21 protein-coding genes are annotated in these 17,252 nt (G+C 70.3%); 4 read left to right on the top strand and 17 right to left on the bottom strand.

Translation table 11 applies throughout. From position 1 onward, the window contains the following. Positions 1 to 199: 199 nt before the first annotated feature. The 9 genes from IEY84_RS17155 to IEY84_RS17115 form a co-directional block, all read right to left on the bottom strand. Positions 200 to 1,402 carry an oxygenase MpaB family protein gene (locus IEY84_RS17155; protein ID WP_183551066.1) on the bottom strand — a complete coding sequence of 401 codons (1,203 nt, stop codon included), beginning with the start codon at positions 1,400 to 1,402 and terminating at the stop codon, positions 200 to 202. A 69-nt stretch (positions 1,403 to 1,471) separates the two neighbouring features. Further along, positions 1,472 to 2,659 carry an MFS transporter gene (locus IEY84_RS17150; protein ID WP_183551068.1) on the bottom strand — a complete coding sequence of 396 codons (1,188 nt, stop codon included), beginning with the start codon at positions 2,657 to 2,659 and terminating at the stop codon, positions 1,472 to 1,474. Between the two features lie 4 nt (positions 2,660 to 2,663). Further along, positions 2,664 to 3,707 (bottom strand): MerR family transcriptional regulator, encoded by a 1,044-nt coding sequence (locus IEY84_RS17145; protein WP_183551071.1) that lies wholly within the window; start codon positions 3,705 to 3,707, stop codon positions 2,664 to 2,666. Positions 3,708 to 3,972: 265 nt separating this feature from the next. Continuing rightward, positions 3,973 to 4,746, bottom strand: a complete 774-nt coding sequence (locus IEY84_RS17140; protein WP_183551074.1) for a TrmH family RNA methyltransferase — start codon at positions 4,744 to 4,746, stop codon at positions 3,973 to 3,975. A 5-nt stretch (positions 4,747 to 4,751) separates the two neighbouring features. Further along, complete coding sequence (gene rplT / locus IEY84_RS17135; protein ID WP_183551077.1) at positions 4,752 to 5,135, bottom strand: 50S ribosomal protein L20; 384 nt, start codon at positions 5,133 to 5,135, stop codon at positions 4,752 to 4,754. A gap of 47 nt (positions 5,136 to 5,182) precedes the next feature. Continuing rightward, entirely contained in the window at positions 5,183 to 5,395 is a 213-nt protein-coding gene (locus IEY84_RS17130; protein WP_008359371.1) for a large ribosomal subunit protein bL35, read from the bottom strand. 75 nt (positions 5,396 to 5,470) lie between these two features. Next, positions 5,471 to 6,214: a translation initiation factor IF-3 gene (infC, locus tag IEY84_RS17125; protein WP_229788776.1), complete on the bottom strand. Its 744-nt coding sequence runs from the start codon at positions 6,212 to 6,214 to the stop codon at positions 5,471 to 5,473. A 306-nt stretch (positions 6,215 to 6,520) separates the two neighbouring features. Next, complete coding sequence (locus IEY84_RS17120; RefSeq protein WP_229788774.1) at positions 6,521 to 7,057, bottom strand: uridine kinase family protein; 537 nt, start codon at positions 7,055 to 7,057, stop codon at positions 6,521 to 6,523. 2 nt (positions 7,058 to 7,059) lie between these two features. Next, the gene (locus IEY84_RS17115; RefSeq protein ID WP_183551083.1) at positions 7,060 to 7,521 is read right to left on the bottom strand and encodes a hypothetical protein; all 462 of its coding nucleotides are present in this window, start codon (positions 7,519 to 7,521) and stop codon (positions 7,060 to 7,062) included. Positions 7,522 to 7,644: 123 nt separating this feature from the next. Between IEY84_RS17115 and IEY84_RS17110 the strand changes: the two genes are divergently transcribed. The 4 genes from IEY84_RS17110 (at position 7,645) to IEY84_RS17095 (ending at position 11,229) form a co-directional block, all read left to right on the top strand. Further along, complete coding sequence (locus IEY84_RS17110) at positions 7,645 to 8,139, top strand: SseB family protein (RefSeq protein ID WP_183551086.1); 495 nt, start codon at positions 7,645 to 7,647, stop codon at positions 8,137 to 8,139. A gap of 68 nt (positions 8,140 to 8,207) precedes the next feature. Continuing rightward, positions 8,208 to 9,113 (top strand): aldose 1-epimerase family protein, encoded by a 906-nt coding sequence (locus IEY84_RS17105; protein ID WP_183551088.1) that lies wholly within the window; start codon positions 8,208 to 8,210, stop codon positions 9,111 to 9,113. Next, positions 9,110 to 9,760: an ABC transporter ATP-binding protein gene (locus IEY84_RS17100; protein ID WP_183551090.1), complete on the top strand. Its 651-nt coding sequence runs from the start codon at positions 9,110 to 9,112 to the stop codon at positions 9,758 to 9,760. Before IEY84_RS17105 ends, IEY84_RS17100 begins: the two co-directional genes overlap by 4 nt. An 8-nt stretch (positions 9,761 to 9,768) precedes the next feature. Beyond that, complete coding sequence (locus tag IEY84_RS17095) at positions 9,769 to 11,229, top strand: DUF6297 family protein (RefSeq protein ID WP_183551092.1); 1,461 nt, start codon at positions 9,769 to 9,771, stop codon at positions 11,227 to 11,229. Positions 11,230 to 11,232: 3 nt separating this feature from the next. On the opposite strand, the gene IEY84_RS17090 is transcribed toward IEY84_RS17095, so the two are convergent. From IEY84_RS17090 to IEY84_RS17055, 8 genes are all read right to left on the bottom strand, one after another. Then, positions 11,233 to 12,462 carry an SGNH/GDSL hydrolase family protein gene (locus IEY84_RS17090; RefSeq protein WP_183551094.1) on the bottom strand — a complete coding sequence of 410 codons (1,230 nt, stop codon included), beginning with the start codon at positions 12,460 to 12,462 and terminating at the stop codon, positions 11,233 to 11,235. A 94-nt stretch (positions 12,463 to 12,556) separates the two neighbouring features. After that, a complete protein-coding gene (locus IEY84_RS17085) occupies positions 12,557 to 12,997 on the bottom strand; it encodes a PH domain-containing protein (RefSeq protein ID WP_229788772.1) in 441 nt (146 codons plus the stop codon). Positions 12,998 to 13,103: 106 nt separating this feature from the next. Beyond that, positions 13,104 to 13,988 carry an ATP phosphoribosyltransferase gene (gene hisG, locus IEY84_RS17080; protein WP_183551098.1) on the bottom strand — a complete coding sequence of 295 codons (885 nt, stop codon included), beginning with the start codon at positions 13,986 to 13,988 and terminating at the stop codon, positions 13,104 to 13,106. A gap of 9 nt (positions 13,989 to 13,997) precedes the next feature. Continuing rightward, positions 13,998 to 14,261, bottom strand: a complete 264-nt coding sequence (locus IEY84_RS17075) for a phosphoribosyl-ATP diphosphatase (RefSeq protein WP_008359350.1) — start codon at positions 14,259 to 14,261, stop codon at positions 13,998 to 14,000. An 85-nt stretch (positions 14,262 to 14,346) separates the two neighbouring features. Then, a complete protein-coding gene (locus tag IEY84_RS17070) occupies positions 14,347 to 14,895 on the bottom strand; it encodes a gamma carbonic anhydrase family protein (protein WP_183551100.1) in 549 nt (182 codons plus the stop codon). 25 nt (positions 14,896 to 14,920) lie between these two features. Next, positions 14,921 to 15,955 carry a cation diffusion facilitator family transporter gene (locus tag IEY84_RS17065; RefSeq protein ID WP_183551102.1) on the bottom strand — a complete coding sequence of 345 codons (1,035 nt, stop codon included), beginning with the start codon at positions 15,953 to 15,955 and terminating at the stop codon, positions 14,921 to 14,923. Next, positions 15,952 to 16,308 (bottom strand): ArsR/SmtB family transcription factor, encoded by a 357-nt coding sequence (locus IEY84_RS17060; protein ID WP_183551104.1) that lies wholly within the window; start codon positions 16,306 to 16,308, stop codon positions 15,952 to 15,954. The genes IEY84_RS17065 and IEY84_RS17060 overlap by 4 nt, the downstream gene beginning before the upstream one ends. A gap of 390 nt (positions 16,309 to 16,698) precedes the next feature. Next, a complete protein-coding gene (locus IEY84_RS17055; RefSeq protein ID WP_229788771.1) occupies positions 16,699 to 17,004 on the bottom strand; it encodes a hypothetical protein in 306 nt (101 codons plus the stop codon). Positions 17,005 to 17,252 lie beyond the last annotated feature (248 nt).

The following is a 17,252-nucleotide window of genomic DNA, read 5'->3' as shown; positions in this document are numbered from 1 at the left end:
GACACCCTAGTGGTGTGTCCTGGAAGTTCCTGGATGCTTGGCGTCGTCAGGGTGCGTGCATCGCAAGGCAGGCGTCGCGAAGTCATACCGGGCGTCTTCCGAGCGGCGCCAACGCCGCGAGGTGCGTGCCATGGCGGCGCGAAGCGCCTAGGAACTTCCGGGACGCACCGCTGGACCGACCTGGTCAGTCTGTGACCCGCTACTCCGGACGGTTGCTCAGCGGCAGCGTGATCGGCGCCGGGTCGCCGGGAGAGAAGTAGATCTTGATGAAGGTGTGCACCGCCTCCGGGAGCAGGTTGGAGACGATCGGGATGTGGGGGACGGTGCCCTGGTAGGAGGTGACCAGCAGCGGCACGGTGGTCGCCCACAGCGGCGCGAGCAGGGGGTCCTTGTCGAAGCCGATCATGTCGGCGTACGCATCCCCGATCACGTAGCGTCCCAGCGACTCCAGCTCGTGGCGCAGCAGAGGGTTGCCCTCGCCGATCACCGAGTCGAGCAGCGCCTGGGCGAGCTCGACCCCCTCTCGCGTGTGGCCGGTCGCCGGCCCCATCACCTGGTCGTACTGCGCGTACGCCGAGGCCCAGTCCTTCGGCAGATACTGCTCCTGCACGCCGAGGAGGTGGAGGTCGACATTCCAGGCATGCAGGAAGGCGTCGGCGAGCTCCTGGCTCGGCGCGATGTTCCACTCGGTGAACTTCTTCATCACCCAGGTGCCGAGGCTGTGGAAGGTGACCAGGATGTCGGCCTGGCTGATCGGGACCTCCTGGCCGGCGCCGACGCCCGGCCAGTGCGGAGACTGCGGCAGCAGATGACGAACCGCGGCGTGGACCATCCTGGTCTTGACCGAGTTGACCATGAGCCGACCCGACGCGGTCCAGCCCTGGGCATCCATCACGTCGTAGCCGAGCACGGTCGTCTTCGCGATCCGGTCGCGCATGTTCGCGCCGCCGTAGGAGTAGTAGACCGACCACGCCTCACGCTTGATCGCACAGCTGATCAGGCCGCTGCCGAGGGTGTAGAGCAGCGCGAGGAAGAAGCCGTACCTCTCCTCGTTGAAGGTGCCGGCGAGCTGAAGCTTCCCCTGGTCGGCCCAGGCCGGGAGACTGCGCGCCTCCTCGATGAAGTCGGCCAGATAGCCCGGCAACCCGTCAGGCAACGGCTGGTCGTTGGTGGTCCATCCCTTCAGGATCTCGTTGACCTCGGCGACCTTGTCGATGCCCTCGCCGTAGAGACGCTCGATGACCGGGTCCGCGCGGACGTCCCAGACGTACTCCGGATCCAGCCCTTCCCCCGTCCCTGCGATCGAGGCGCTCGGCGACCACGTCCACAGCGGGAAGGTCGCGCCCGCGGCGGCTGCCGCACCGCCCGAGGCCAACAGTCGTCGTCTGCTCACGTTCGTCATGCCGTGCTCCTTCGCATCGCCCTGAGAAACCTCCGCATCCCCGAGTGAAACAGATTTACCTTTCGTGTATCAGACCCTCTGGGGTATCGGGCGCGGCAGCCTGGCGACCCGGGCGGCGGCCGGGACGGTGGCCAGGAGCAGTGCGGCGATGGCCGCAAGAGCCAGCCGTACGTCGACCCCGGCCGCCACACCCAGTAGCGGTGTCGCGAGCAGTACCGGGCCCGTCTGGGCCAGCTGGGTCAGGCTCGAGAACCGGGCGAGCATCTCCGGCGGGGTGCGGGCGACATAGGCCGGGAGGAGGTAGCTGGTCAGCATGGTGGTGCCGACGCCGACCAGGCCGACCGCGAGGATCCCGGCCCAGATCTCCGTACGCAGCCCCAGCAGGACCACCCCGCCGGCCGCGAGTGCCGGGCCGGCGACCGCGACCGGTGCGCGCAGTGCGCCCCAGCGGGCGACGGCGAGGGTCATCACCAGTCCCCCGGCCACCCACGCGCCGGAGACGAGACCGGTCTCGGCGGCCGTCCAGCCGCGTTCGCGGCCGGCGAGCGGCAGGGCGAGCATGACCAGCGGGAGCACCGTCGCGGCGAGGCCGGTGATGGCGACCAGGACCGGGACGACGCCGGGCGTGCGCACCGCCGTCCTCGCACCGTCGGCCAGGCTGTGCCAGACCGAGCCGTGGGCGGGCGCGGGAGCCGGCTCGTGGGGTGGCCGGACCAGGAGGAGCGCGACGAGCACGATGGCGTACGTGGCCGCATCCAGGCCGGCGGTCAGCGGCAGGCCGCCGTGGCCGATCAGGAAGCCGCCGGCCGCGGGTCCCGCGGTGCGGGCGATCTGGTGGGCGGAGCCGACCAGCGCCATCCGCCGGTCGAGGTCCTCGGCCCCGAACAGCCGCGGGAAGACTCCTTCAGCGGGTCGCTGGAGGGCCTGGATGGTGCCCGAGAGGGCGCCGACCGCGACCAGCATCCACAGTCCCGCACCATCGATCGCGCCGACCGCGAACGCGGCCATGACTAGCACCATCGCGGCATCGCAGGCGGCCATCGTCCGCCGGAATCCGATCCGGTCTGCCAGCACTCCCCCGGCGAGCACCAGCACGGCCAGCGGGATGCCCTCGATCGTCAGCACCAGGCTCGCCGCGTCGGCACCGAAACCCGCCGCCGCCCAGCCGATCGCGAAGAAGGTCACCGAGTCGCCGAAGACAGATGCGGTCGACGCTGCCAGCCAGGGGCGGAACCCCCGGCCCTGGGCCACTCCCACTGACTCAGCCTTCGGCGTCGTGGCGCACGGGCATGACCAGCGCGGTGAACCCGGGTTGGTAGGGCGAGGTCACCACCACCGGCCGGTCCGGCGCGGTCACCGCCAGCTGCACCTCGTCACCCAGGCACGCTGCCAGGGCGCGGCCGAACAGGGCCGTGCCGAGCCGGAGCCGGGTCGGCGGGCCGGTCACCACGCCGCGTACCTCGCTCTGCTCGGCTGTGTGCGGCGAGCGGAGCCGCGTCTGGTCGCCGAGGAAGAGGTCGACCTCGGCGTAGGCCGCCGCGTCGAGGCCCGCGAACAGGTCGGCCTTGGCGAGCACCGCCCGCGTGACGGCCGGCTCCAGGCCGGCCAGCACGAGCCGGTGCGCCGGGTAGGTGGTGTCGCGGCCCAACTCCTGCCCGGCGAGGGTGAGGGTGCCGTCGGCGATTCGCAGCTCGGCGGTGGTGATCGCGTCCAGCCGGTCGGCCAGCGCGGCTGCGTCGGGCAGGGACAGGACCGCCCGGCCGCCGTCGCCCTCGGCGGCCGCAGGCAGCGATCGCACCGCCATCCAGTAGCGGTTGGTCGCCACCACGTCCACGCCGGTGCCCCCGACGTCGATGAGGACAGAAGCGAGCTCGGAGGCCGGATCGGACTCCGCCGCGTGCCGCACCTGCCGGATCGCCGCGGCCAGCACGGGACCAGGCAGCTCGACGAGCGCCGGCCGCGCAGCTGGCCCGGCATCGACGGCGGCCAGCACGCCACGTACGGCCTCCTCGGCCCGCGCCGTGCGCGCGCTCTGGTCCTCGAGGAACTCCGCCAGCGCGGCCCTGGCCTCACCGGCCGGCGAGTCGAGCACCACCCGCATCGTCTCGATCGGGACCCCGGCTTCGCGCATGCCCACGATCAACCGAGCCCGGTCGGCGAGCTCGGGCGTGTAGTAGCGATAGCCCGTCCCGGAGTCGACCTCCGCCGGCACCAGCAACCCACACTCGTCGTAATGACGCAGCGCGCTCGCCGTCAGGCCCACGGCCCGCGCGAACGCCCCGATCGTCAACAGTGGCTCATCCATGCCGCAACCCTCGCCCTTCAGGCCAGATGAAGGTCAAGCCTTGCCGAGGCGTCGCTCCGGTCGGCCGAAGCGTCACGTACGTCGGCCGAGGCGTCACCGCGATGCCCGCTCGGTCGGCGCGAGTGACTTCTCGGCCAGCGGGAGCGACGCCTCGGCAGGCCCGGAGCGCCGAGGGATGCTCACCGAGGTAACGCACCAGCTGCTCACTTCCCTCGTCGAGTTCCACGAAGGAAGCGACCGTTCACCGAGTTACCTCGGTGAGCATTCACCCCCGCTGCGCCCGCGCCGAGGCGTAGAGGCACAGGGCGGCGGCGGTGGAGAGGTTGAGGGACTCCGCCTTGCCGAAGATCGGGATGCTGACGATCTCGTCCGCCGTCGCCGCGAGCTCGGCGGGGAGACCCCAGGCCTCGTTGCCCATCAGCCAGGCGGTGGGCCTGACGAGGAGGTCGTCGGCGGTGAACAGATCGGCGGTGCCGTGCATGTCCGCGGCCAGGACGGTCAAGCCTGCGGCCTTGGCTGCCTTCACCGCGGCCTGCGGATCGCGCTCGATGGCGACGGGGAGATGGAAGACCGAGCCGACCGAGGCGCGGATGGTCTTGGGGTTGTAGAGGTCGACCGAGTCGCCCGCCAAGATGACCCCGGACGCGCCGGCCGCGTCTGCGCAGCGGATGACGGTGCCGGCGTTGCCGGGGTCGCGTACGTCGGCGCAGATCACCACGAGCGGACCGACGATGTCAGCGAGCGGGACGTCCAGGAACCGGCACAGCGCCACCACACCGGCGGGGGTGACCGAGTCGGAGAGTCCGGCCATCGCCCGGTCATCGACGAGCGTCACCTGCTGGTCGGCCAGCACCGAAGCGTACGTCTCGGCTCCGGCTTCCGTCGCGAAGATCTCCTGAACGCAGCCCGGGACACCGAGCGCACCCTCGACCGCCTTCGGCCCGTCCGCAATGAAGAGCCGCCGCTCGGTGCGTACCGAGCGGCGGCTCAACTTGCGAGCCTCTTTGACGCGGGCGTTGGCCGCGGAGAGAGGCGTCATATGACTCAGGCGTTCGCCGGGGCGTTGACGTCCTCCGGCAGAGCAGCCTTGGCCTGGGCGACGATCGCGTTGAACGCGGCCACGTCGTTGACGGCGAGGTCGGCGAGGATCTTGCGGTCGACCTCGATGCCGGCCAGGTTGAGACCCTGGATGAAGCGGTTGTAGGTCATGCCCTCGGCGCGCGCCGCAGCGTTGATCCGCTGGATCCACAGCTTGCGGAAGTTGCCCTTGTTCTTGCGGCGGTCGTTGTAGGCGTAGACCAGGGAGTGGGTGACCTGCTCCTTCGCCTTGCGGTAGAGGCGCGAGCGCTGGCCACGGTAACCCGAGGCCCGCTCGAGGGTGGTGCGACGCTTCTTCGCAGCGTTCACTGCGCGCTTGACGCGTGCCATTTCAGTGCTCCTTGAATGCTAGGGAAAGTTTCGGGGGTGATCGGCGCTCAGCGACCGAGAAGCTTCTTCGCGCGCTTGACGTCGGCGGGAGCGAGCTCCACCAGGCCAGCGTTGCGACGGTGCTTCTTGCGCGAACCGGTCGTCGGCGCGGAGGCGAACGCAGCGCCGGACTTGCGGCCGGCCTGCAGGCGCTGGATCTTCCCGGAACCGGTCACCTTGAAGCGCTTCTTGGAACCGGAGTGGGTCTTGTTCTTCGGCATGTTCTTCTCTCTCTCGTCGTCCGGCCGGTCACGGGGCGCCGCGGCGGCGGAAGTCTCTTGCTGGGCCCGGGAGGCTCAGACGTCGATGTCGGGGTCGAGGTTCTCCGAGCGGCGCTTGACCTTCGGAGTGGAAGCCGGACGCGCGGCGTTCGCAGCCGTACGCTCCGCCTTCTCGGCGGCCTCGTCGGCGGCGCGCTCGGCGGCCTTCTCCTCCTTGGCCTCCTTGGCCTCGACCTTGGCGTCGGCCTTCTTCTTGTGCGGGCCGAGCACCATGATCATGTTGCGGCCGTCCTGCTTCGGCGAGGACTCGACGAAGCCCAACTCGGCGACGTCGTCGGCCAGCTGCTGCAGCAGGCGGAAACCGAGCTCGGGACGGTGCTGCTCACGACCGCGGAACATGATCGTGATCTTGACCTTGTCCCCCGCGTTGAGGAACCGCACGACGTGACCCTTCTTGGTCTCGTAGTCGTGCTTGTCGATCTTCGGACGAAGCTTCATCTCCTTGATGATCACGTTCGTCTGGTTTCGACGGGCTTCACGGGCCTTCTGGGCGTTCTCGTACTTGAACTTCCCGTAGTCCATGAGCTTGCAGACCGGCGGCTTGCCCTGCGGGGCGATCTCGACCAGGTCGAGGTCGGCCTCCTGGGCCAGGCGCAGCGCGTCAGGGGTCGGCACGATGCCGACCGTCTCTCCGTTGGGACCAACGAGGCGGACCTCGGGAACCCGGATCCGGTCGTTGATACGAAGCTCAGTGCTGATGTGTCCTCCAGTTGTTGTGGCTGCGGAGGCTCTGGATCTCGGTCTCCGGGCCGCGTGCACGAGCGGTCCGGAAATCAAAAAAGGCTTCCGCTTGATTGTCACAAGCGGAAGCCAGTCAGGACGCTCACCCATGCAGGGCTCGCACCACCGAGCCCGCTGCCTCTACAATTTCTGAGGCATCGTCTCGAGACCGGACCCGACGACCTTTGTTGCTCGCGGTCGATGCGGGTGGGAGAACGCTTTCGTGATCCCCGCTTGCTGGATCAGATCGGCGGCGTACGTCGATCTGATCGGTCAACACGGAACACTACTGCAACATTCCGCGCCGACCCAATCCCCGGGGCCGACCCGATCCCCGGGGCGTTCCTAGGTCGTGACGATGATGTCGGCGCGGGCAGCGGTCTGCTCACGGGCGAACAGCTCGGACTCGGCCGCCGCCCACGCCTCCCAGTGCGGCGCGAACGCGTCGCCGTCGCGCTCGATGCCGCGCCGCATCCTGGTCTCGTAGGGCGCGTCGACCCAGGCCAGCGCGGTCCGGAGGTCGTCGTACGCGGCGGCCCCGCTGCCCACGCCCTCGATCACCAGCAGCGGGGCGGGGGGCACGGTCACTGTCTCGGCGAACTCGGCCCGATCCCAGTCGTAACGCCGGTAGGAGCCGGTCGCGCCCTCGATCAGGGGCAACAGGATCGTGTCGAGCTGGTCGGTGATCCCCGGGAGGCCGCCCCAGCCCTCGAAGAGGTCGTCCATGTGGATGACAGGGGCGCCGGTGAGGTCGGCGACAGCGGCGGCGAGCGTCGTCTTTCCCGATCCGGCGGGGCCGTCGATGCAGACGAGCCGCCCGGGGCCGAGGGTCGCCGGCCGGCTCATCGCGACGGCGAGCAGGTCTGCTGCTGCCGAGGGCACGGTCAGGAGATCCCGTACTTCTTCAAGATGTCGTTGACGTCGGCCAGGTCCTCGTCGTCCTCGTCGATCACCGTGCTCTTGGAGTTCCTCGGAGCCGCGCCCGCCGGGCCGGCGGACCCGGCGGGCGCGACACCGGCAGCACCCTTCCGGGCAGCCCGGCTGGGCTTCTCCTTGGCGGGCAGGAGGCGGGCCACGAAGATGAGCACGATCGCCAGCGCGGCGATGCCGAACCCGATCCAGACCGTCGGGCTGAAGACCAGGCGCGCGGCCCAGTCGGCGATCGCGTCCACGATCCTGCCGCTGGCGCGGAGGAGGCCGGTCAGGTAGGCCGCCGGGGCGAGCAGCGTCCACCCCAGCGCCTTCACGCCCGCCCCGAGGCCACGCCTTCGGAACGCGACCCAGGTCCAGATGGCGCCCAGGATCGTGAGCGCGGCGGCTAGTGCGAGGTAGGCCCCTTGGTCCATACCTGCAGTCTTCCACTGTCCTGGTCGTCTGACACCCGGACTGTCCCTGATGTCGGCCCTGATGTCGGCCCTGATGTCTGCCCTGATGTCGCTCTGCGGCTCATCTGCGGTTCAATGGGGACGATGAACGAGAAGCGACTCCTCGGCACTGCGTTCCCCGGTGACACCGGAGAGACCTCTCCCGAGGTCGAGGCCGTACTGCGGTCGTACGCCGCGGGCAAAGCCACGCAGGCCGACGTGCTCACCACCTTGGCCGCTGCCCGGGTCCTCGTTCCGGTCGTCGCGGTGCTGGGCGAGGTCGAGGTCGACGACGCCGGCCTCGCCCACGACAAGAGCTCCGACATGGCCACCGTGCTGCTCACCGGCGCCGACGGACGACAGGCGCTGCTCGGGTTCACCGGCACGGCGCAGCTGCAGGCGTGGCAGGCGGATGCACGGCCGGTGCCGGTCGGGTTGCGCGATGCTGCCCAGGCCGCGGTCCACGACGGAGCCGACGCGCTCGTGCTCGATCTCGCCGGGCCTGTCCCGTTCGCGATCGAGGGAGACGACTTGCGCAAGGTGGCCGAGGGCTGGCAGCTGGCGACGGTCGGGCCGCGTACGGCCTGGGTGCGACCCTGAGGGGTGCGCGCTCGGCAGTCTCGTAGGCGGCCACCGGTGCGGCTCGGCCAGTGGATAGCCTGGTGCCTGTGCTGAGACCGAGTGGAGAGCAGTTCACGATCGACGGCGGGGGCTACACCGCGAAGGTGACGGAGAGCGGTGGCGCCCTGCGGCTGCTGTCCTACGAGGGGCGGGATCTGGTTGCCGGGTTCGGCGAGGACGAGCAGTCCAGCGGTGGCAAGGGCCAGCTCCTCGCGCCGTGGCCCAACCGGATCCGCGACGGGCGCTACGAGTTCGCCGGGAAGAGCCACCAGCTCGGGCTCACCGAGGTGGCGCGCAACAACGCCTCTCACGGGCTGGTTCGGTGGGCGCAGTGGCTGCCCATCGAGGAGGCCAAGGACTCGATCACCCTCGCGACCCGGCTGATGGCACAGAGCGGCTACCCCTGGACCCTCGACCTGGAGGTCACGTACGCGGTCGGGCCCGACGGGCTCACCGTGACCCAGTCCGCGACCAACCACGCCGACTCCCCCGCTCCGTACGCCTGCGGTGCCCACCCCTACCTCACCGTCGGCGCCGGCCCGGTCGACGCCTGGACGCTCACCCTCCCAGCCAGGACCCGGGTGCTGTCGGATCCCGAGCGCAAGCTGCCCACGACGAGCGAGGCGACGGCATCGACGGCGTACGACTTCACCGCCGCGAAGCCCATCGGCGACGTCGTCCTCGACCACGCGTTCACCGATCTCGACCGGGACCAGGACGGCCGGGCGACGGTCATGGTCCAGGGACCGGACGGTGGCGTCGCCCTCTGGGTCGACGAGCGCCACCCGTGGCTGATGGTCTACAGCGCCGACGACCAGTCGCCCGCGCGAGGCAGCCTGGCGGTCGAGCCGATGACCGCTCCCCCGGACGCCTTCAACTCGGGCACCGACCTGATCGAGCTCGCCCCCGACGAGCGCCTCGAGGTCTCCTGGGGCATCGCCGCGCTCCGATGACCTTGCTGAGAGTCTCCGGCCTCAGCAGGACCTACGGCGAGCACGCCGTCTTCGACGGGCTCGACCTCGCTCTCGAGCCCGGGCAGGCGATCGCGCTCACCGGGGCGAACGGGTCGGGCAAGTCGACGCTGCTGCGGTGCGTCGCCGGGGTCGACGAGCCGACGGCCGGCGAGGTCCTGCTCGATGGCGAGCCGTACGACGAGCGGTCTGCTCGGGTGCGCCGGAGCGTCGCCACCCTCCTCGATGACCTGGATCTCTTCCCCGATCTCGCGGTGGTCGAGCATCTCGACCTCCTCGCGCACGCCCATCGGGTCGAGGACCCGACGGGCATCGTCGACGGCGTGCTCGACGAGGTGGGCCTGACCGGCCAGGCGAGCCAGCTGCCCGGGTCGCTCTCCTCTGGTCAGCGCCAACGGCTCGCCCTCGCCTCGATGCTGGTGCGGCCGCGTCGGCTCCTCCTGCTCGACGAGCCTGAGCAGCGCCTCGACGCCGACGGCGCGCTCTGGCTTGCCGGGCTTCTTGCGCGCGAGAAGGAGGCCGGTGTCGCGATCCTGTTCGCCAGCCATCATCCGGCACTCATCGAAGCCGTGGCCGACGAGGTCGTACGTCTCGGCTCCTCGCCAGGCGCCGCACGAGCCCAGGAGTGAGCGCCGAGGTGAGGGTCGACATCAGCAGCGACGCACCGACGCCTGCCGAGATCCGGGGCCTGATCCGATCCTGGCGCCGCGGGCGGGTCACCGCGCCGTGGGGCGAGATGCTCTACCAGGCGTACCTCGCTCTGCTCACCATCCTCATCTACGGCTCAGGGCTGGTCAGCGCGGTCGTCAACGCCGGGCAGGCCGTCGCGGTCTGCACGAGCGAGACCTGCGTCGGGACGCGCACCGCAGGACCGGTGCTCGTGGTGCTGATCTGGCTGGCCCTGGGCGCCGCGGTGATGCGTCTCCTGGGGCCGCTCATGTCGTCCCCGGCGACCTCGGCGATGGTGCTCTCGACGCCGGTGGACCGCGCGCGGTGGTTGCGGCGGCAGTACTGGACGTTGCTGTTCCTCGCTGCTGCGACCGCCGCGGTCCCGGCGATCCTCGCCGCGGTGACGGCGGGGTGGGCACTGACGACCGCGGGCGCGCTGGCGCTCGCTGCCGCTGCCCTCGCGGTGGTGACGTACGCAGGCGGCGCCGTGGCCCAGTCCCGGACCCGGTCGACGTGGCGGATGATCGGTCCGGTCTCGGCACTCGCAGCCGTCGCCGGTCTCGCCGCGGTCGCCGCCGGGGTCACGAGCGGGTTCGCGCCTCCCACGAGCGCGTGGTGGTGGCTGGCACCTGCGGCACTGGCGCCACCGGTCGGCACGGTGGCCGTTCTCGGCCATTGTCGCCTCGGCCGGCTGCGGCGCCGTGACCTGACCCGCGGGCACGGGCTGGCCAACGGACTCTCCGGGGCACTCGCCGGGCTGGACACCGCACTTGCCTATGACGTCGTCCTGCAGCACACCAGCAGGCAGCGTGCCGTCGTCCGGTCCCGGCGTCCGCGTGGACCGCTGGGACCGCTGGCACTGGTCACCGCCGACCTCGTCAGGCTGCGCCGGGCTCCGCTGCGCGTGCTGGTCCTGGCGGCTGCGGTCGTGCCGGCGTACGCGCTCGGCGAGGCCGGGGCCGGGGCCTTGACGGTGCCGGTGATGGTGGTGCTCGGGTTCTGGGCCGCCGTCCCGCTCGGCGCCGGCCTGCGGGTGCTGTCCCGCTCGGGCGGGCTCGTCCGGCTGCTCGGCGCCAGATCCTGGCAGCTGAGGCTCGGGGCGCTCCTCGTGCCGATGGTGCTGCTGGTCGCGTACGGGCTGGGTTGTCTGTGGGCACTCCCGCACCCGCTCCTGGCGCCCGCTGTCGGGCTCGGTGCCCTGGCAGCGCTCACCCGGTGGCTGGTCGCGCCGCCACCGGACTACGCCTCGGCCATGGTCTCGACCCCGATGGGTGCCATGCCGGTCACGCTGTTCACCAATGCCGCCCGCGGCTTCGACATCGCCGGGCTGGTCAGCATCCCGGCACTGTTCGCCCCAGACGCGACCGGCGCCACCATCTCGTTGGTGCTCTCGGCGATCACGCTCGCGGTGCTCGTCGGGCGGCGCTGAGACTCAGCGGTCGCACTCCAGCAGCGACAGGTCGAACGCCTCGGCCATCGCCGCATAGCCGGCGTCGCCGGGGTGGAGATGATCCCCGGAGTCGTACGCAGGCAGGAACCGCGCCGGCCGAGCCGGGTCGCGGGTGGCAGCGTCGAAGTCGACGATGCCGTCGAACTCCCCGGAGGTCCGGATCCACTCGTTGACCGCGACCCGCACCTGGTCACGCGCCGGGGTGTAGCGGCTGCCACCCTCGTACGGCGTCAGGGTGGCGCCCACGACGCACACGTCCTCCGAGTGCGCCTGCGCGATCAGGTCGCGGTAGGCGGTGATCAGGTCGGAGGCATCGTCGGCGTGGTCCCAGCGGATGTCGTTGATGCCCGCCAGCACCACGACCGTGGAGACTCCCGGCTGGTCGAGCACATCGCGCCGGAAGCGGTCCAGACCGCGCTGGCCACCGGTGCTGTCGGCGAGGACGCGGTTCGCAGAGATGCCCTCGTTCATCACTCCGAACCGGCCGGCGAAACGGCTCGTCACCAGCCGGTCGGCCACCTGGTCCGGGTAACGCCGGTCGGCTCCGGCGGTGGAGCCGTTGCCGTCGGTGATCGAGTCGCCGAAGAAGACCGCCGTCCGGACCCGGCGGGGCTTCTCCACGACGACGCTCTCGACCCAGTACCAGCTGGAGATCTGCGTCGTGAACGCCGCGCCGGCCTCCTCCCCCGCCACGTCCGCACCGGCCGTCCCGGAGACGTAGGAGGTCTGCGTGGCCACATCGTGCCCGGTGATCGGACCGCTCTCTCCGACGACGTGGAAGCTCACCGCGAGGGTCGCATCGGCCGGCACCGTGGCGTCGACCGGGTCGCTGAGCACCTCGGTGCCCGGAGCGACGGTGACCTCGTCTGCACCCTCGAAGGTCATCGGCCGGTTCGTGCCGGGCACCACCTCGGCTCCGTCCCCCGCCAGACCGAGGTGCGTCGAGGTGAAGGTCACCGGACGGTCACCGAACGCGTTGGAGAGAGTGACGCGTACGCCGGAGCCACCCAGGGAGGTGTGCACCAGGTTGCGCACCGACCGGTCCGTCAGGCCGGCGGCGCCGACCGCACCGCCCACCTCGTCGGCAGAGGCGCCCCAGGTGCCGACCGGGTGCACCGGCGCGGCCTGGGCCGGCGTGAGGGAGGTGAGCACGATGACGGCGCTCACGGCGAGTGCGGGAACAGCGAGGCGAGTCCACGTCGTAGAGGTCACGGCAAGGACGCTAGGCCAGCCGTTGCCACCGTTCAGCCGATCTTCTCAACGTTGGGTGAAGTGTCGCGCGCGGTTCGCCGAGCGGTCGCCTCAGCTAGTGGCGCGTCCTGGAGAGCGCGTCGACCAGCGTCCGCAGCGTACGCACGGCCCGCTTCGCCGCGGCGCCGTCGGAGGCCTGGATGCCGTGGACGGAGATGTTGTGGCCGGAAGCCAGGTCGATGTTGGGCCACGGCGCGCCCTGCGGGAAGTTGATCGCGAGGATCTCGGCCCACTCCAGGTCCCGACGCTTGTAGCCGTTGACCACGGTGAGGCCGTCCTCGCGGGCCTCCACCCGCGACCGGGTCAGCGCGTGCACGCAGACCACGATCCCGAGTCCCACGGCTCCGAAGGTGAGCCGCTCGAACATCGTGACCTGAGCCTTGATCTCGGGCGTGAACCCTACCCAGACCATCGTGCACATCACCGCGAGCGCCGCGACGAGGAACCATCCCATGACGCGGGGGCCGAGCGGGCGCCAGGTGTGCGGCAGGGTCACCGGCAGCGGCGTCGGGCCGGAACCGGCAGACTCAGATCCGGCAGACCCAGGGCCGGCAGACTCAGAACCGGCAGTCCCAGACCCGGCAGGCTCAGGTCGGTCAGGGTCAGATTCGGCAGGCATTGATCTCCGTCAACAGGATCGCGCGGGCACCCACCGCGTAAAGGTCGTCCATGAGCTTCTGCGAACCAGCCCGCGGCACCATCGCGCGGACCGCGACCCAGCCCTCGCGGTGGAGCGGGCTGACCGTCGGCCCCTCGAGACCAGGGGTCATCGCGGAGGCCTCGGCGAGGAACTCGGCACGGATGTCGTAGTCCATCATCACGTAACTGCGCGCGATCAGGACGCCGTCGAGACGGCGCTTGAACGTCTCGTACTCCGCCGGCAGCTGTGCTCCCGACCGGGTGATCACCACAGCCTCGGAGCGCATGATCGGCTCGCCGAAGATCTCCAGACCGGCCTGCCGCATCGTCGATCCGGTCTCGACCACGTCGGCGATCGCGTCGGCGACGCCGAGCTGGATGGAGGTCTCCACGGCGCCATCGAGGCGGGTCACGCTGGCGTCGATCCCCTCGCGCTCCAGGAAGTCGGAGACGACCCCGACGTACGAGGTCGCGATCCGCTTGCCGCGGAGCTCCTCGACCGAGGTGAAGGCTCCTGCGCGGCCGGCGAAGTGGAACCGCGACCGGCCGAAGCCGAGCCCGATGACCTCGTCGGCCTTGGCGCCGGAGTCGAGGAGCAGGTCACGGCCGGTGATGCCGATGTCGAGGGTGCCCTCGCCGACGTAGAGCGCGATGTCGCGCGGACGCAGGTAGAAGAACTCGACGCCGTTCTCGTCATCGATGAGGGTCAGGCGCTTGCTGTCCTCGCGCTGGCGATAGCCCGCCTCGCGCAGCAGCTCGGAGGCGGAGGTGGAGAGCGAGCCCTTGTTGGGCACCGCGATCCGCAGCGGACGGGTCGCTTCCTGCGGACTGGGGCTTTCGGAGTTCATGGAGTTCCCTCAGAGGTGTGAGTAGACGTCGTCGATCGAGATGCCGCTGGCGAGCATGAGCACCTGGGCGTGGTAGAGCAGCTGGGAGATCTCCTCCGCAGTCGCTTCCTTGCCCTCGTACTCGGCCGCCATCCAGGACTCGGCGGCCTCCTCGACCAGCTTCTTCCCGATCGCATGGACCCCGGCGTCGAGCTGTGCCACGGTGCCGGATCCTTCAGGTCGGGTCCGGGCCTTTTCGCTCAGCTCGGCCCAGAGCTCGTCGAACGTCTTCACGAGCGTCAAGCCTAGGCCGTACGCGACCCCGCCCCCGAATCGTCTCGCCTGCGGAGCGCCCAGACCCTCAACCTCGACTTCAGGGTCAGGGTTGAACCGGGCGCACGGTCGCGCGGTGCAGCTTCATGCTGTGCTCTTTCATGAGGGCCACGTACCCGGCTGCGTTCAGCTCCAGGATCGCCGCAGGGTTGGTGCCGGGCTCGATCGTGCCGCGCACCTTGGCCGGCACGCCCATCACCAGGCTGTGGTCGGGCACCTCGGTCCCCTCGACCACCATCGCGCCGGCTGCGATCAGACAACCGTCGCCGATGACCACGGCGTCGGAGACGACCGCCCCGTTGCCGATCAGCGACCCGGTACCGATCCGGTCGCCGTGCACCACGCAGCCGTGCGCGATCGTGCTGTGCGCCCCCATCTCGAGGGAGGACCCGGGCCGTACGTGCAGGACCGAGTTGTCCTGCACGTTGGAGCCCTCGCCGATGATGATCGGCCCGATGTCGGCGCGCAGCACGGCGCCGTACCAGACGCTGGCGTTCGGCCCGAGGCGTACGTCACCGATCAACGTCGCCGTCGGCGCCACCCAGGCGTCAGGGTGGATCTGCGGGCTCTTACCATCGAATTCGAAGATGTTCATCAGGGCAGAGCCTAGGAGGCCGCCGTCAGTGCGTCCCTTCTGGGCTGACGTGCAGGACGACGCTGGTGAGCCGCGGCAGCGCCTCCAGGAGGTGTGCCTCGGCGTGGTGGGCGATGTCGTGGCCGGCGGCGACACGGAGGTCGGCGGGTACGACGATGTCACCGTCGGCGTGGAGGGTGTGCCCGATCCAGCGCAGCCGCAGGCTCCGGACCTCGAGCACGCCGTCCACGGTGCTCACTGCTTCTCGCGCCCGGCGTACGTCCTCAGGGGTGACGGCGTCCATCAACCGCGCGCCCACCTGCGTGAGCGCCGAGCGCAGCACACCGAGGATCGCGACCGCGATGAGCAGCCCGATCACCGGGTCGGCCCACGGCAGCCCCGCCGCGACCCCGCCCGCGCCGAGAACCACGGCCAGCGAGGTGAAGCCGTCGGTGCGAGCGTGGAGCCCGTCGGCGACCAGCGCCGCCGACCCGATCTGGCGGCCCACCCGGATCCGATAACGCGCGACGATCTCGTTGCCACAGAACCCGACCACCCCGGCCACAGCGACCGCCCAGACATGCTCGACCTCGCGAGGATGGAACAACCGGTCGATCGCCTCCCAACCGGCCAGGATGCTGGACAGGGCGATCATCGCGACGACGAAGAGTCCGGCAAGGTCCTCGGCCCGACCGTATCCGTAGGTGAAGCGCTCGTTCGCCGGTCGCCGGGCCAGCCAGAATGCCACCAGCAACGGCACCGCCGTCAGCGCGTCCGCGACATTGTGCAGCGTGTCCCCCAGCAGAGCCACCGACCCGGTCAAGGTCACGACGATCGCCTGGATCCCTGCCGTGAGAGCGAGGACACCGAGGCTGATCCACAGGGCCCGCCGACCACGTACGTCGGCCTCCAGCGCCTCGTCGACCTGATCCGCGGCATCATGGGAGTGCGCCCCGAAGACGTCCGAGACAGCGTGCCGGACCCAGGCCCACCCGCCATCGTGCGCATCCCCGTGGTCATGCCCGTGGTCGTGGCCGTCGTGGGCATGGTCCCGTGGGTGATCGTGCAACGTATGGGTCATGCCGACCCCTCCCCGGAGCGGTGGTGCGCCGGGACCTGGTCCAGGAGATGCTCGACGTGCCCGATCGTGTCGAGGACCAGCTGGCGCACATGCCCGTTCTCGACCCGATAGAGCACCGAGGTCCCCTCCTTGCGGGTCGTCACCAGGCGCGCCATCCGCATCTTCGCCAGATGCTGCGAGACCCCCGGAACCGGCTTGTCCAACATGCCAGCCAGCTCCGAGACCGACCGCTCCTCGTCCAGCAACAGCCCCGCCATCTGGAGGCGTGTCGGATCAGCCAGCATCCGCAGCACCTCGACGGCAAGAGTGACGACGTCGTCCCCCCACACCGGAGGTTGCGTGTTTGCATGCATGCGCAAATTGTAGCGCCGCCAACTGCTCCGAGAAACGCCGTCCACGCAGCGCCGAGTCGGCGCACGTGTCACACGCAAATGGAGCGGACCGCTCGCAGCAGTTGAGCAGGGCGCCATTCCACGGCCGGGTTCACGTCGGTCCAGTTAGCAGCCATCAACGAAGCGAGTAGGGCGCGGGTGACATCGTCGCCCGGGCCAGTTGCTGCGCCGGCGCAGTTCTGGAGAAAGCTGTTGGAGCCAGCGAGGTCGGCCGGGACAACGCGACTCGTCAACCCCCACGCCGAAACGTCACTCGCGTCGGCCGAGTTGGCAGCAGGTTGCCAACTCGGCCGACGTACGTGACGTCTCGGCCGACGTACGTGACGTCTCGGCCGACGTAGGTGACGGCTGCTAGGCGGAGAGCCAGCCGACGACGATGTCGCCGAGGATGCGGCGATGGCGATCGCGGACGTCGGGGGCGAGCATGTCGCGACCGAAGAGGAAGCCGAAGGTGGCGGCGTTGGCGACCTGGAAGACGCAGTAGGAGCTGATCAGCATGTGCACGTCGATCGCGTCGACGTCGCCGCGGAGCTCTCCCGAGGCCCGGCCGCGGGCGAGGACGTCGTCGAGGAGGGAGGCGGTCCGTCGAGAAGTCGTTGGTACGCGCCGTGTGAAGGGCGACTGGATGCCGGCCGCCGCCCACCGCGTGGGTGTCACGTCTTCGACGACCTCGCCCACACCTGCGTCGTCTAGGCAGCGGCATGGCGCGCGCTCACGCCACCGGACGCAGCAGGGTCGCCGCGACAGGCCGAGACAAACGCGCCGACTCGCCGCTGTGACGCGGGACAAACGCGCCGACTCGGCGTTGTGGCGCGGGACAGACGCGCCTACTCGGCTTAATGAAGCGCCCCAGGTTCTCTGCCGCCGCTATACGGGTTGTTGCTCTCGGTTGAGAGCTTCATAGT

The sequence above is a fragment of the Nocardioides albus genome (assembly GCF_014648255.1).
GTDB lineage: Bacteria > Actinomycetota > Actinomycetes > Propionibacteriales > Nocardioidaceae > Nocardioides > Nocardioides albus.
Note: the sequence above shows the minus strand (reverse complement) of the source record. Positions and strands in the feature narration are given on the sequence as shown.

Bases quoted from the DNA above. Each gene is read 5' to 3' on its own strand.
- IEY84_RS17155 (WP_183551066.1), bottom strand. From the start codon at position 1,402: ATGACGAACGTGAGCAGACGACGACTGTTGGCCTCGGGCGGTGCGGCA.
- IEY84_RS17145 (WP_183551071.1), bottom strand. From the start codon at position 3,707: ATGGATGAGCCACTGTTGACGATCGGGGCGTTCGCGCGGGCCGTGGGC.
- IEY84_RS17140 (WP_183551074.1), bottom strand. From the start codon at position 4,746: ATGACGCCTCTCTCCGCGGCCAACGCCCGCGTCAAAGAGGCTCGCAAG.
- rplT (WP_183551077.1), bottom strand. From the start codon at position 5,135: ATGGCACGCGTCAAGCGCGCAGTGAACGCTGCGAAGAAGCGTCGCACC.
- IEY84_RS17130 (WP_008359371.1), bottom strand. From the start codon at position 5,395: ATGCCGAAGAACAAGACCCACTCCGGTTCCAAGAAGCGCTTCAAGGTG.
- IEY84_RS17115 (WP_183551083.1), bottom strand. From the start codon at position 7,521: ATGGACCAAGGGGCCTACCTCGCACTAGCCGCCGCGCTCACGATCCTG.
- IEY84_RS17110 (WP_183551086.1), top strand. From the start codon at position 7,645: ATGAACGAGAAGCGACTCCTCGGCACTGCGTTCCCCGGTGACACCGGA.
- IEY84_RS17100 (WP_183551090.1), top strand. From the start codon at position 9,110: ATGACCTTGCTGAGAGTCTCCGGCCTCAGCAGGACCTACGGCGAGCAC.
- hisG (WP_183551098.1), bottom strand. From the start codon at position 13,988: ATGAACTCCGAAAGCCCCAGTCCGCAGGAAGCGACCCGTCCGCTGCGG.
- IEY84_RS17070 (WP_183551100.1), bottom strand. From the start codon at position 14,895: ATGAACATCTTCGAATTCGATGGTAAGAGCCCGCAGATCCACCCTGAC.
- IEY84_RS17065 (WP_183551102.1), bottom strand. From the start codon at position 15,955: ATGACCCATACGTTGCACGATCACCCACGGGACCATGCCCACGACGGC.
- IEY84_RS17060 (WP_183551104.1), bottom strand. From the start codon at position 16,308: ATGCATGCAAACACGCAACCTCCGGTGTGGGGGGACGACGTCGTCACT.